The organism is Paenibacillus sp. J31R109 (assembly GCF_059692055.1).
The window spans coordinates 557874-570929 of sequence record NZ_JCAUAR010000002.1 but is presented as its reverse complement, the minus strand read 5'-3'; the positions used below and the strand labels follow the sequence as shown (position 1 = coordinate 570929).

General features: G+C 46.3%; 14 protein-coding genes and 1 pseudogene. 13 read left to right on the top strand and 2 right to left on the bottom strand.

Annotation, left to right across the window (positions count from 1 at the left end; translation table 11 throughout):
- The first annotated feature begins 76 nt into the window (after positions 1-76).
- The 3 genes from AC58QT_RS08300 to AC58QT_RS08290 are packed head-to-tail and all read left to right on the top strand — an operon-like array spanning position 77 to position 3457.
- Entirely contained in the window at positions 77-1087 is a 1011-nt protein-coding gene (locus tag AC58QT_RS08300) for a thiamine pyrophosphate-dependent dehydrogenase E1 component subunit alpha (protein ID WP_497408506.1), read from the top strand.
- Position 1088: 1 nt separating this feature from the next.
- Complete coding sequence (locus tag AC58QT_RS08295; protein WP_497408505.1) at positions 1089-2069, top strand: alpha-ketoacid dehydrogenase subunit beta; 981 nt, start codon at positions 1089-1091, stop codon at positions 2067-2069.
- Between the two features lie 47 nt (positions 2070-2116).
- Positions 2117-3457 (top strand): dihydrolipoamide acetyltransferase family protein, encoded by a 1341-nt coding sequence (locus AC58QT_RS08290; RefSeq protein ID WP_497408504.1) that lies wholly within the window; start codon positions 2117-2119, stop codon positions 3455-3457.
- 4 nt (positions 3458-3461) lie between these two features.
- Here AC58QT_RS08290 and prli42 read toward each other — a convergent pair whose 3' ends face one another.
- Positions 3462-3566 (bottom strand): stressosome-associated protein Prli42, encoded by a 105-nt coding sequence (prli42, locus tag AC58QT_RS08285; protein ID WP_497282243.1) that lies wholly within the window; start codon positions 3564-3566, stop codon positions 3462-3464.
- Between the two features lie 72 nt (positions 3567-3638).
- On the opposite strand from prli42, the gene AC58QT_RS08280 reads away from it, so the two are divergent.
- Positions 3639-4769: a M20/M25/M40 family metallo-hydrolase gene (locus AC58QT_RS08280; protein WP_497408503.1), complete on the top strand. Its 1131-nt coding sequence runs from the start codon at positions 3639-3641 to the stop codon at positions 4767-4769.
- Between the two features lie 214 nt (positions 4770-4983).
- On the opposite strand, the pseudogene mciZ reads toward AC58QT_RS08280, so the two are convergent.
- Positions 4984-5058: pseudogene (gene mciZ, locus AC58QT_RS08275) on the bottom strand (Z-ring formation inhibitor MciZ); the annotation flags it as partial.
- Positions 5059-5153: 95 nt separating this feature from the next.
- On the opposite strand from mciZ, the gene AC58QT_RS08270 reads away from it, so the two are divergent.
- The 9 genes from AC58QT_RS08270 to AC58QT_RS08230 all read left to right on the top strand — a co-directional run bounded on the left by AC58QT_RS08270 (position 5154) and on the right by AC58QT_RS08230 (position 13047).
- Positions 5154-5708, top strand: a complete 555-nt coding sequence (locus tag AC58QT_RS08270; RefSeq protein WP_497408502.1) for an NUDIX hydrolase — start codon at positions 5154-5156, stop codon at positions 5706-5708.
- Positions 5709-6908 carry an endonuclease Q family protein gene (locus AC58QT_RS08265; protein ID WP_497408501.1) on the top strand — a complete coding sequence of 400 codons (1200 nt, stop codon included), beginning with the start codon at positions 5709-5711 and terminating at the stop codon, positions 6906-6908. It begins immediately after the preceding gene.
- Between the two features lie 160 nt (positions 6909-7068).
- Complete coding sequence (spoIIM, locus tag AC58QT_RS08260; RefSeq protein ID WP_310223332.1) at positions 7069-7713, top strand: stage II sporulation protein M; 645 nt, start codon at positions 7069-7071, stop codon at positions 7711-7713.
- A gap of 102 nt (positions 7714-7815) precedes the next feature.
- Entirely contained in the window at positions 7816-8286 is a 471-nt protein-coding gene (fur, locus tag AC58QT_RS08255; protein WP_310223334.1) for a ferric iron uptake transcriptional regulator, read from the top strand.
- Between the two features lie 181 nt (positions 8287-8467).
- Complete coding sequence (gene ald / locus AC58QT_RS08250; protein ID WP_497408500.1) at positions 8468-9598, top strand: alanine dehydrogenase; 1131 nt, start codon at positions 8468-8470, stop codon at positions 9596-9598.
- 59 nt (positions 9599-9657) lie between these two features.
- Entirely contained in the window at positions 9658-9894 is a 237-nt protein-coding gene (locus AC58QT_RS08245; RefSeq protein ID WP_310223338.1) for a DUF4227 family protein, read from the top strand.
- A gap of 95 nt (positions 9895-9989) precedes the next feature.
- A complete protein-coding gene (gene xerD / locus AC58QT_RS08240; RefSeq protein ID WP_497408859.1) occupies positions 9990-10886 on the top strand; it encodes a site-specific tyrosine recombinase XerD in 897 nt (298 codons plus the stop codon).
- A gap of 122 nt (positions 10887-11008) precedes the next feature.
- Positions 11009-12184: a phosphopentomutase gene (deoB, locus tag AC58QT_RS08235; RefSeq protein WP_497408499.1), complete on the top strand. Its 1176-nt coding sequence runs from the start codon at positions 11009-11011 to the stop codon at positions 12182-12184.
- 35 nt (positions 12185-12219) lie between these two features.
- Entirely contained in the window at positions 12220-13047 is an 828-nt protein-coding gene (locus AC58QT_RS08230; protein WP_310223343.1) for a purine-nucleoside phosphorylase, read from the top strand.
- The last annotated feature ends 9 nt before the right edge of the window (positions 13048-13056 follow it).

Here is a 13056-nt window from a genome sequence, read left to right as displayed (position 1 = left end):
ATGCTTATAGAGTCAAGTACTAGGACCAGGTAATAAGTTTTAGTAACCATTTAATCTCACTAAGGAGGCAAACTCCATGTCCATTGGTCAGCTATATAAGCACAGAAGTTTAGGATTATCCGATGATGAGGCTTTGCGTATGTATACGGTCATGAGCCTTGCAACGAAATTTGATGAGAGAGCCTTCATGCTCCAGCGTGCTGGTAAAATTCCTTTTCACGTTTCAGGTATGGGACAATATGCCGGACAAGTTGGTATGGCTTTCGCGATGCAGAGTCAGAAGGACTATTTCTTACCTTATTACCGTGATTATGCATTCGTCCTATCGGTTGGTATGACGGTGAAAGATCTCATGCTCGCTATTTTTTGTAAAGCAGAAGATGTGAACAGCGGCGGCAGACAAATGGCCGGTCATTTCGGGGATCGTAAAAATCATATCGTAACGGCATCTTCTCCGGTTACAACACAAGTTCCTCATGCAGCGGGTATTGCTTTGGCAGCGAAAATGAAGAAACAGGATTTTGTCACATTCGTTTCGTTCGGGGAAGGTTCCAGCAATCAAGGGGATTTCCATGAGGGCTGCAATTTCGCAGGTGTACATAAGCTGCCGGTTATTTTCGTTTGTGAAAATAATCAGTATGCCATTTCTGTGCCTCTTCATAAACAGGTAGCAGGTAAAATTTCTGACCGTGCCATCGGATATGGCTTCCCTGGCATTCAAGTGGATGGTACGGATGTATTAGAAATGTACCGCGTTACGAAGGAAGCGAGAGAAAGAGCTGCTCGCGGCGAAGGTCCAACCTTAATCGAGATGATGTGCTATCGCATTATGCCGCATTCCACTTCGGATGATGACATGCTTTATCGTACAAAAGACGAAGTAGAAGAAAACCGCAAGAAAGACGGTATTTTGAAATTCAAGGAATATCTCATCGCTTGTGAGCTTTGGAGTGAAGAACAAGACCAAGCACTTCAAGAGCGTCAAAAGCAAGAAGTGAATGAAGCAACGAAGTATGCTGATCTTGCCCCTTATCCGAAGCCGGAAGATACGCTTCTTCATGTTTATGCGGAAGGAGATGGCAACTAAGATGGCAACGATTACGTATTTGGAAGCAATTCGTTCTGCGATGCAAGAGGAGATGCATAAGGATGACAATGTTTTCGTCCTCGGGGAGGACGTAGGCAAAGGCGGTGTACTCAACACGACGAAGGGACTTCGTGATCTATTCGGCGAAGAACGTGTGCTGGATACGCCACTGGCAGAGTCAGCGATCGTTGGTGTAGCCATCGGCGCGGCGATGTACGGCATGAAACCAATCGCTGAAATACAATTTGCCGATTTTATTTTCCCGGCAACGAATCAGATCCTGAGCGAAGCTGCGAAAATTCGCTACCGCTCAAACAATGACTGGAGCTGCCCAATCGTCATTCGTGCCCCTTACGGCGCAACTGGCGCAGGTGCGTTGTACCATTCCCAGTGTCCGGAATCGGTCTTCTTCGGCACGCCGGGTCTCAAAATCGTTGCACCTTCGAACCCGTACGATGCGAAGGGATTATTAAAGGCGGCAATTCGTGATGGCGACCCTGTCCTTTATTTTGAACATAAAAAATGTTATCTTGCGTTATCTGCAGATGTCCCAGATGAGGACTATATCGTTCCGATTGGTAGAGCAGATGTGAAGCGTCAAGGAACAGATATTACCGTCATTGCCTATGGCATGGTGGTTAATTATGCACTTCAAGCCGCAGAGGAATTGGCGAAGGAAGGTATTTCAGCGCACGTGCTTGATTTGCGTACCTTGCAGCCGCTTGATCGCGAAGCGATACTAGAAGCCGCTAGAAAAACAGGCAAAGTACTTATTACGCATGAGGACAACAAAACAGGTGGGGTAGGTGCAGAAGTATCTGCTATCATCGCGGAAGAGATGCTATTTGAGCTAGATGCGCCCATCGCGAGACTTTGTGGTCCAGATGTTCCGGCAGTAGGCAGCAATCCGCCAATGGAGAAGTTTTTCCTACTGAATGCGGATAAGCTGAAGGAAGCTATGCGTCAGTTAGCGTTATTCTAGTTCGTGTTCTTATCCGTTGATCTTTCCCGAAATTAGGAGGTACTTCTATGAACCAAACTGGCCGCCTCACCGAGGTGACTGTTCCGCATTTGGCGGAAAGTCTCGTTTCGGCTACTATCGGCAAATGGCTGAAAAAGCCAGGCGATTATATTGAACAATATGACGTTCTATGTGAGCTATTCACAGAGAAAGTAAATACAGAAATGCCGAGTCCCATTGAAGGCAAGCTGATCAAAATCATTGTCGGTGACGGTGAAACGGCTGCGGTAGGTGAAGCGATTTGTGTCATTGAAGAGCCAGCTGGCTCTTCGGCAGGCAGTACAGCTGCTCCAGCAGCTGTATCCCCTTCGACAGTCGTGTCCGAAGACGCGGATCAGAGCATGCGTGGCCGCTTCTCTCCAGCGGTCCACAGACTTGCTCAAGATAACCGCGTGGATTTGTCACGCGTACCGGGTACTGGCCTTGGCGGGCGGATTACCCGCAAGGATGTTGAGACCTTCATCGCATCTGGTGGAGCCAATGCGGTAGCACCTGCAGCGGCGGCGGTTCAAGTTGCGACGCCAACAGCTCCTGCAGCTCCAGTTGCTGCGGAAGAGCCAGTGAACCAGCCTGTTCGCAGCTCGGGCATCCATTTGTCAGCGAGTCCACAAACACCGCTGAGCGAAGCAGAAGGCCACAATCTCGATGTACGGAATGAGCATTTTATTGATGTCACGCCAATGCGCAATGCGATTGCTACGAAAATGCGCCAGAGCGTCACGGAAATTCCACATGCGTGGACGATGATCGAAGTCGATGTGACGAATCTCGTGGTTTTGCGTAACAAGGTGAAGGATGAGTTCATGCGACGTGAGGGAATCAATTTGACTTACCTAGCGTTCATGCTGAAAGCGGTCGTCAATGCGATTAAAGATTACCCGATTATTAACTCCGTATGGGCAGTAGATAAAATTATCGTGAAACGCGATATAAATATTTCCTTGTCCGTTGGGACGGAAGATTCCGTGATGACCCCAGTCATTAAGAAAGCGGATCAAAAGAATATCGCAGGATTAGCAAGGGAAATTGATGAGTTGACGAAGAAAACGCGTGCGGGGAAATTAGCGCTGAACGATATGGTTGGCGGTACGTTTACTGTAAATAATACAGGCTCCTTCGGTTCGATTCTCTCGTATCCAATCATTAACTACCCGCAAGCAGCGATCGTAACGTTTGAATCGATTGTGAAGAAGCCTGTCGTGATACAAGATATGATAGCGGTTCGTTCCATGGTTAACCTTTGCTTGTCGCTCGATCACCGAATTCTTGATGGTGTGATCTGTGGAAGGTTCCTGCAGAGAGTGAAAGAAAATTTAGAAAGCTACAACGCGGATACTAAAATTTACTAATGGTTTAAGATGTGAAAAACAAACCAGCTGTAAACAATATACTGGATAACAGCATAACGAAGAGCATAATGTAAATAACGACTTTAAACCATTTCTTATTTTGTAGCACGGGATTCACTCCTTTATCATCCAAGCTTGTACCGTTTTATTGTAACTCAAAGTGTGTATCGGAGGAAAGTACATGATTCAACAAGATCGTTTAATTAAAGAGTTCATTTCCCTAGTTCAGGTGGATAGTGAAACGCGATTTGAGCAAAACATCTGTGTCGTTCTCAAAGAAAAATTCAGTCAGCTAGGCTTGCAGGTTGTTGAGGATGACTCGATGTCCAAAAGCGGTCACGGCGCTGGCAATTTGATTTGCACATTGGAAGCAACAGACAGTAACGCAGCGATTCCAACCATTTTCTTTACGTCACACATGGATACAGTCGCGCCTGGCAATGGCATCAAACCGCAAATTGGGGAAGATGGTTACATTCGCTCAGACGGCACGACGATTCTTGGAAGCGATGATAAAGCAGGAATTGCCGCGATGATCGAAGGGATTTTAGTTCTGAAAGAACAAAATATCCCGCATGGTCGTATTCAGTTCGTCATTACTGCTGGGGAAGAGAGCGGCTTGAAAGGCGCTCGTGCGATGGAACGCAGCAGCATGGAAGCTGAATATGGTTTCGCATTGGATTCCAATGGCAACCTTGGCGCGATTGCAACGGCAGCACCTGGACGTGCGGAAATTGAGATCATTTTCCATGGCAAATCCGCTCATGCGGGAGTGAATCCGGAAGATGGGATCTCGGCCATCCAAGTGGCTAGCAAAGCCGTTTCACGTATGTCACTAGGCAGAATTGATAATGAAACGACTGCGAACATTGGCAGCTTTTCTGGCGTAGGACCACTGAACGTGGTATGCGACAAAGTGAAAATGGAAGCCGAAGCACGCAGTATCGTTCAGCATAAGCTGGAAGCGCAGATTGAAGCGATGAAACAAGCTTGTGAATCTGCCGCCGCAGAAGCGGGGACAACATGTGAGTTCCATGCGGATATCGTCTATGCATCCTATATGCATGACGATTCAGCACCGATTGTGCAATTGACGTCTCGTGCGATGAGTACGATAGGTCTTACGGCGCAAACGTTCCACTCTGGTGGTGGAAGTGACGCGAATATTTTCAACGGCATGGGCATCCCTACTGTGAATTTGGCCGTTGGTTATTTAGAGATTCATACGGTCAAAGAGCGGATCGCGATAAGTGATCTCGTCAAAACAGCCGAACTCGTTGTTGCTTTAGTGAAGGAAGCAGCCAAGGTTTAATACTTGGTTGGTCCAATAAAAAAACCGATTCGTCCGCCAATTGGCGCGGCTAATCGGTTTTCGTTTTATTATTTTGGCGATAAGCATGTTAGTTGACAGCCAAAGGGAAGGGGAGTATATGAGCAGAATGTCCCTGTACCTTCTTACTAGAACGAGCAGGTAATCCAGCTAGATAATCTACAACGGTTCGTTTCGGATCGCCTTGCTGAAGCATTTGCGCAAGCCCATGTTTGACTTCCCAGGCTTTACCTACTAGTCGAATCTGATTATCACTCACATAGCTCTTCATAGGGAGACCCTCTTTTCAGGAAAATATTTGTTATAATGAACGATATGCAAAAAGTGGACAAGTTATGCCAACTTACGAGGATGAGGTGCTCAAAAATGATAGAACATAAAAAGTTTGAAGAAGTGACAATAAGTAGTGAAATGATTTTCAAAGGTAAAATTATTTCCTTGCAAGTAGATCAGGTTAGATTGCCGAATGGCGGAACCGCTTCCCGTGAAATTGTGAAGCATCCAGGTGCGGTCGCAGTTATTCCACTCATAGGTGATAAAATGATCGTGGTAGAGCAGTACCGTAAGCCACTAGAGAAGAGTCAGGTAGAGATCCCTGCCGGGAAGCTTGACAGTGGAGAGGAGCCCTTGAAAGCAGCTTTACGTGAGCTTGAGGAAGAGACAGGGTTCCGGACAGATAACATTCGATTGGTTAGCTCGTTCTCTACGTCACCAGGGTTTGCGGACGAAATCATTCACTTATATATTGCAGAGGATCTAGTGAAGGGAACGGCGAATCCGGATGACGATGAATTTTTGGATTGTGAAGCGATAACCTTGGAGCAAGCACAGCAGTATATGCGAGAAGGCCGTATCAGCGATGCGAAGACAATCATGGCTGTTTACGCGTGGCAGCTGTATAAGCTGACTGGTCAGATCTAGATGTTGAAGGATTACTACGTAGATCTTCATATCCACATTGGTCGAACAGAGAAGGGGCAAGCTGTCAAAATAAGTGCAGCCAATAATCTCACTTTTTTCAACATTGCTCATGAAGCTGCCAACCGAAAAGGGATGGAGATGATCTCGATTATCGATACCCATTCACCTTCCGTCCAAGAAGAGATTATGATGTATTTGGATAAGGGGGAGATGATGGAGCTTGAAGGCGGAGGCATTCGCTATCGAGAGACATCGATCATCCTAGGAAGCGAAATTGAAGTTAGAGACCCTGGGATGGGTCCTGCGCACGTTTTGGCCTATATGCCTACCCTGCAGGTGATGCAAGAATTTACAACATGGATGAGCCGATACATGAAAAATGTGGAGCTTAGCTCTCAGCGTATTTATGTGCCTGCTCGTGAGCTTCAGGAAGAGGTGCTTGGCCGAGGTGGTATTCTTATCCCTGCGCACATCTTTACGCCGCACAAGAGCGTGTATGGCAGCGCTGTAAGCTCGATGAATGAGTTGCTTGATGTGAATAGAGTCCTCGCGGTGGAACTCGGTTTAAGCGCGGATTCCGATATGGCTGGATTGATCTCGGAACTCGATGATTTTACCTACCTGACGAACTCTGACGCACATTCTCTTGCCAAAATAGGTCGTGAGTACAACCAAATGCGGCTTGCTGCTCCGACCTTTGTGGAATTAGTCAAAGCTTTAGCGCGTCAGGAAGGCCGAGGGGTCACGGCGAACTACGGATTGAATTCACGATTAGGCAAGTATCATCGAACGTATTGCAGCCTCTGTGAGGCTGTACTGGATGAAGGCGCTGCAGCTGTCGAGCGTTGTATGAATTGCGGCAGTCCTAAGATCGTGCGAGGCGTGATGGATCGGATCATGGCGATCGCAGATCGTGAGAAGTCCTATCAACCTGACCATCGACCGCCTTACCATTTTCAAGTTCCCTTAGAGTATCTGCCAGGGTTAGGACCTAAGAAGCTTGAGCAGCTGCTAAGCAGGTTCGGAACGGAAATGCATGTCTTACATCATGCCAAGCCTGAAGAGCTAGTAGATGTCGTTGGGGAAGAAGTGACTTCATATATCGTAAAAGCGAGGGAAGGAATTCTATCACTTGAAGTCGGTGGCGGAGGAAAATACGGCAAAGTGAAAAAACCTTCAATCGAGGCAATTCAAGGGTGAGCGACCGTTTTTTAAATGTAGTTTTTATCGCCAATAAGAATTTGATATTCCGTATATCGGAAACTTGTAAATTAGTATGTGGAGAAAAATCATTCATAGTTTTGACTTTGTGCTCATAAGCTTGTCTTTGTAGAGGTTGTACAAGGAAGGAGTGGCGAGTGTGAATAGGAACTTAACGATGAAACAATATATGAAGGATAATTTGCCGTTATTTATATTCGTCTCTGTACTCTTTGTTATTGGCGTTGTGTTCGGTGCCGTCATGGTGAATGCTCTTTCCTTGGAACAAAGGACCGAGATGACACGTCATTTAGGCAGTTTCTTTCATGAAATCAATGAAGGTATCGAAATCGATAGCCAGCAATCGTTCAGTCAAGCCTTTGGCATGCATATGAAGTGGATTTTATTAATCTGGTTATTTGGTCTATCCATTATTGGTTTGCCGTTGATCTTAGTCCTCGATTTTCTAAAAGGTGTATTGATCGGCTTCACGGTAGGCTACCTAGTGGGGCAGATGTCATGGAAAGGCATGCTCTTTGCGCTAGTGGCTGTCTTACCACAGAATTTAATTGTGATTCCGGCTATTTTATTTTGCAGCGTGGCCGCGATGTCATTCTCTCTCTATATGATCAAACATAGAATTATGAGTCGAAGTGGTAACATTTACCAGCCCTTCATGAGATATACAACGATTACTCTAATGATGGGCGGCTGCCTCTTAGCAGCTGCATTATTAGAAGGATACTTCTCCCAATACATGATGAAATGGGTAACCCCAATGCTGGTAGGGGTTTATGGGGAATGAATTGAATTGTGATTCTGTTTGACTTTGTAAGTAAGCTCCCCCTATAATGAAAAGAGTGGCTAAAACTGGGCTAGGATGCCCACCTTTCTGAGGGGGAGGCATATGGAAACAAGGATCGAGAAAATTAAGCAACAACTGCAATCTCAGGGGTACAAGCTTACGCCTCAACGGGAAGCGACTGTTCGCGTTTTATTGGAAAATGAACAAGATCATCTTAGTGCAGAAGATGTGTTTATGCTTGTGAAGGATAAGGCGCCAGAGATCGGTCTAGCAACTGTCTACCGTACTTTGGAGCTACTGAGTGAGCTGCATGTCTTGGAGAAAATGAATTTTGGCGACGGTGTGGCTCGTTACGATTTACGTGATGATAATTCACGCCATCATCACCATCACTTGATTTGCGTGCAGTGCGGAGCCGTAGATGAAATTATGGACGATTGGCTCGGACCTTTCGAAGAACGGTTAGAGACTGAATTTCATTTTCAAGTCCTAGATCATCGACTTGATTTTCAAGGTATTTGCTACCGCTGTACCGAACGAGGGAAACCGGACTCATTGGAGAAATCCCACTAACAGTCTCCGAAAGGAAACTGTTCAAATTATGAAAATGCCTGTATGCATCACTTGCATACAGGCATTTTTGTATTTTTCTCATATCATAAATAGGAGAAAGGTCATCACGTTCCGTCACATATTTGGCAGGGGAGTAGGGGTACATTATAGACGAATGAACAGAAGGAAGAAGGTGGCGAGTGTGTCAAAACCATGCCTAGTCGTTGGAGTTCCTAAAGAAATTAAAAACAATGAAAATCGTGTCGCCTTAACGCCAGGCGGCGCAGGTATGCTGCAAATGTCCGGTCATCGTGTGTTGGTGGAAGCGGGAGCAGGCATTGGCAGTGGCTTTACTGACGAGGATTATCAACAAGAAGGTGCGACAATTATCACGGGTGCTTCTGAAGTCTGGGCACAAAGCGATATGATCATGAAAGTGAAAGAGCCGCTGCCAGCCGAATATGGCTATTTTAAAGAAGGGCAGATCCTATTTACGTATCTGCATTTAGCAGCAGCCGGTGATCTGGCCACGCAGTTAATAGAGAAGCAAGTAACGGGCATAGCTTACGAGACGATTCAGATGCCGAATGGATCACTGCCATTGCTGACGCCGATGAGTGAAGTAGCAGGCAGGATGTCCGTGCAGATTGGCGCACAGTATCTGGAGAAGTTTTATGGTGGCCGCGGCATTTTACTAGGGGGTGTCCCTGGTGTACCACCAGCGGATGTCATTATTCTAGGCGGCGGCATTGTTGGCACGAACGCAGCCAAAATGGCGCTAGGTCTTGGTGCTAATGTCGTAATCATTGAACGCAGTGCAGAACGCATGCGAGCGTTGGACGATATTTTTGGAGGGCATCTCCGCACGTTGATGTCCAATCCGTATAATATCGCGAGCGCCGTTCAGAAGGCGGATCTGCTGATAGGTGCAGTTTTGATTCCGGGGGCGAGAGCTCCGCGATTAGTGACGGCAGCGATGGTGCAGAGCATGAAACCTGGGGCGGTTATCGTGGATGTTGCAGTCGATCAAGGCGGATCCATTGAAACGATTGATCGGGTGACAACCCATAGTGATCCCACGTATGAGAAATACGGTGTGCTGCATTATGCAGTAGCCAATATGCCAGGGGCTGTACCGAGAACCTCGACGCTCGCATTGACGAATGTAACGTTGCCTTATGCCTTGGAATTGGCCAATAAAGGCTTCACGAAGGCCTTGGCGGAGAATTACACGCTGCAGCTAGGTGTGAATACCTACAAAGGCAGTGTAACGCATCCGGCGGTAGCTGAGGCGCTTGGTATGCCGTACACCAAATTGATTGACTTGTCATAATTATAGGCCGAGCCTCATATTCTGTTCCTAAGACATGGCATAGACATGGGGGCAGGGCTATGATATTTTCTTATCGAAAATTAATTGTTCGATTACAGTATATTTTGGTTTTTGTCGCGTTGACAGTCGTTTTATATCAAGTGCTGCTCGCCATTTCCGGTTGGATTCAACCTGTAAACAAGTATAAAGCGCCGACCGGTAAATCCGTCAAAGTATTCGGACAAAGTGAACATGTTTCTTTTGATTCGAATTCGATGAGTGAGCGTTTACGTTTATTCTACTGGTATGGTGAGTAAAACGAAAAATAAAGGGATTTCTTCTAGTCTCGTGGAATGCTATATGTTGAAAGTTATGGCAAGTATAGCAGGTAAACGAGGGAGAGACTGACATGATGACGAGTGAGGTGCAAACCTTCATCCGATTTTTGACGACTGAACGAGGTCTTTCACGGAATACACTCGAATCCTACGAAAGAGATCTCCTTCAATTTGTTACGTATCTTGATGTGCAAGGTATTACAAACTGGCGAGAGACCGGAAAAATGCAAATAGCAAGCTATTTATCACAATTAAAAACACTCGGACGAGCAACAGCCACCCTGTCGCGTATTCGCGTTTCATTACGATCCTTTTTTCAATATATGGTGAAAGAACGTATCATTGATTCGGATCCTTCCGTATTCGTCGAGGTGCCTAAGCTGGAAAAAAGGCTTCCCAAAATACTGAGCATTCATGAAGTTGAGAAGCTGCTTGAAGCACCTCAGGCTGAGCAAGTAAACGGTGCACGAGATAAAGCGATGCTAGAATTACTGTACGCAACGGGGATTCGTGTATCAGAACTCGTCTCCTTGAATATCGCGGATGTAAATCTGGAGATGGGCTTCATACGATGTGTGGGTAAAGCGGAGAAGGAAAGAATAATCCCTCTAAGCGGCATTGCCATGCGAATGTTGGATACGTATATGAAGCAATATCGCATGAAACTCCTGAAACGATCACCAGAAGAAGATGCCCTATTCATAGGACATCTGGGGACGCGGATGACGAGGCAGGGCTTCTGGAAGATTATGAAGCGGTATGCGGTAGAAACCCAAATTACGAATGAAATTACGCCGCACACGCTTAGACATTCTTTTGCTGCTCATTTAATTGAAAATGGTGCTGATTTGCGATCCGTGCAGGAAATGCTAGGACATTCTGATATTTCATCGACACAGCTATATGTTCAGGTGACGAAGCTCAAAATGAAGGATGTTTATAATCGAGCTCACCCTAGAGCTCATTTATAGTTCGCGTGGCAGCATAGCGGCAATTCCATTAGGAATTGCTGCTGTTTTGCATTCACGGGTTGGAAGTGGGATAATGAAGGGTGGATATCATTAACATTAGGGATTGATTTGGAGGGACATCGGTGCGCTTTGAACGAATAAGTTTAATCGTATTGGATAGCGTAGGCATCGGAGAGTTACCGGATGCTGAACAGTTTGGCGACCTTGGAGCACATACTCTTGGTCATATAGCAGAGAAAGTCAGTGGCTTTGCACTGCCCCATTTGCAGCAAATGGGTTTAGGCAATATCGCGGATATTCAGGGGATTCCCCCTGTTTCGTCACCAGAAGGTTATTATGGCAAAATGGCAGAAGTATCTGTTGGCAAGGATACGATGACAGGGCATTGGGAGTTGATGGGACTTCGTATTTCTACCCCATTTAATGTATTTCCTAACGGTTTTCCTGAAGCTTTGATCTCGCAATTCGAGCAAGAGACAGGTCGCAAGGTCATTGGAAATAAGCCAGCTTCGGGTACCGAGATTTTAGATGAGCTAGGCGAGGAACAAATGAAGACGGGTGCATGGATTGTCTACACGTCTGCCGATAGTGTGTTTCAATTGGCTGCACATGAAGAGATTATCCCATTAGATGAATTATATCGCGCGTGTGAAGTAGCTAGACGATTAACGATGCAAGATGAATTTGCAGTAGGACGCGTCATAGCTAGACCTTATCTGGGAACCCCAGGGGCATTCAAACGTACACCAAATCGCCATGATTATGCGGTTAAGCCTCCCGCGCCTACCGTAATGAATCAATTGAAGGACGCAGGATGGGATGTCATTGCCATTGGCAAAATTAATGATATCTTTGACGGCGAAGGCGTGACCAAAGCAACTTCAACGAGGAGTAATTTGGATGGTATTCAGCAGACGATTGACGTATTGGGAACATCATTCAAAGGACTTGCTTTCACAAACCTCGTTGATTTCGATTCCTTATATGGTCACCGACGTGATCCTGAAGGGTATGGACGAGCACTAGAGGAGTTTGATGCCTATGTGCCGCAGCTGAAGGCGGGGCTTGGTCCCAAGGATCTTCTCATATTAACAGCGGACCACGGGAATGACCCTGTGCATGCAGGGACGGATCACACACGCGAGTATGTGCCGATTTTACTGTATAGCCCAAGCTTCCAATCGCCTGTTTCCTTAGGAATACGGGGGACATTCGCTGATTTGGGCGCAACGATCGCCGAGAACTTTGGCCTAGAACCAACCAAGCATGGTGAGAGCTTCCTACACCTTTTGAAATAAGTAGCAGTTTAAATATGTTGAGGAGGCATGAAGACATGTCAAATACGTCGATGATTCAAGAAATTCAAGAAGCAGCAGCATTTATTAAAAAGGAAACGAATATTACACCGCAAATTGGTCTTATTCTCGGTTCAGGTTTAGGTGTTCTCGCGGATTTGATTGAGCAGCCTATCGTCATTGATTACTCTCGGATTCCGCATTTCCCGGTCTCAACGGTTGAAGGACACGCGGGGGAGCTAGTTGTGGGTTCCATTAAGGGGAAACAAGTGCTTATGATGAAAGGACGCTTTCATGCGTATGAAGGTTACGGAGCTGAGACAGTTTCGTTCCCTGTACGTGTTATGAAAGAGCTTGGCGTGGAAACACTAATCGTTACCAACGCTGCAGGCGGGATTAATGAAACTTACCAAGTAGGCGATCTGATGGTCATTAGCGATCATTTGAATATGACGTTCCGCAATCCGTTGATTGGACCGAATGATTCAGCGCTTGGCGTTCGCTTCCCGGATATGTCCGAAGCTTACAGCAAGCGTCTGCGTAAATTAGCGCACGATGTAGCGGCTTCGCAGGATTTTAAACTGCAAGAAGGGGTCTATGTGGGGCTGCTTGGTCCGAACTATGAAACACCTGCTGAAATTCGCATGTTCCGTACTTTGGGTGGAGATTCCGTTGGGATGTCAACCGTTCCTGAGGTCATTGTCGCTCGTCACGCGGGCATTGAAGTGCTTGGCTTCTCTTGTATTTCCAATATGGCATCGGGCATTCTGGATCAACCGTTATCCCATGCAGAAGTGATGGAAACGACGGAGAAGGTTAAACCGAAGTTCTTAAAGCTAGTCCTAGGCATTATCGAAGCGCTCTAAAGCAGAAAA

Bases quoted from the DNA above. Each gene is read 5' to 3' on its own strand.
- AC58QT_RS08300 (WP_497408506.1), top strand. From the start codon at position 77: ATGTCCATTGGTCAGCTATATAAGCACAGAAGTTTAGGATTATCCGAT.
- AC58QT_RS08295 (WP_497408505.1), top strand. From the start codon at position 1,089: ATGGCAACGATTACGTATTTGGAAGCAATTCGTTCTGCGATGCAAGAG.
- AC58QT_RS08290 (WP_497408504.1), top strand. From the start codon at position 2,117: ATGAACCAAACTGGCCGCCTCACCGAGGTGACTGTTCCGCATTTGGCG.
- AC58QT_RS08280 (WP_497408503.1), top strand. From the start codon at position 3,639: ATGATTCAACAAGATCGTTTAATTAAAGAGTTCATTTCCCTAGTTCAG.
- AC58QT_RS08270 (WP_497408502.1), top strand. From the start codon at position 5,154: ATGATAGAACATAAAAAGTTTGAAGAAGTGACAATAAGTAGTGAAATG.
- AC58QT_RS08265 (WP_497408501.1), top strand. From the start codon at position 5,709: ATGTTGAAGGATTACTACGTAGATCTTCATATCCACATTGGTCGAACA.
- fur (WP_310223334.1), top strand. From the start codon at position 7,816: ATGGAAACAAGGATCGAGAAAATTAAGCAACAACTGCAATCTCAGGGG.
- AC58QT_RS08245 (WP_310223338.1), top strand. From the start codon at position 9,658: ATGATATTTTCTTATCGAAAATTAATTGTTCGATTACAGTATATTTTG.
- xerD (WP_497408859.1), top strand. From the start codon at position 9,990: ATGACGAGTGAGGTGCAAACCTTCATCCGATTTTTGACGACTGAACGA.
- AC58QT_RS08230 (WP_310223343.1), top strand. From the start codon at position 12,220: ATGTCAAATACGTCGATGATTCAAGAAATTCAAGAAGCAGCAGCATTT.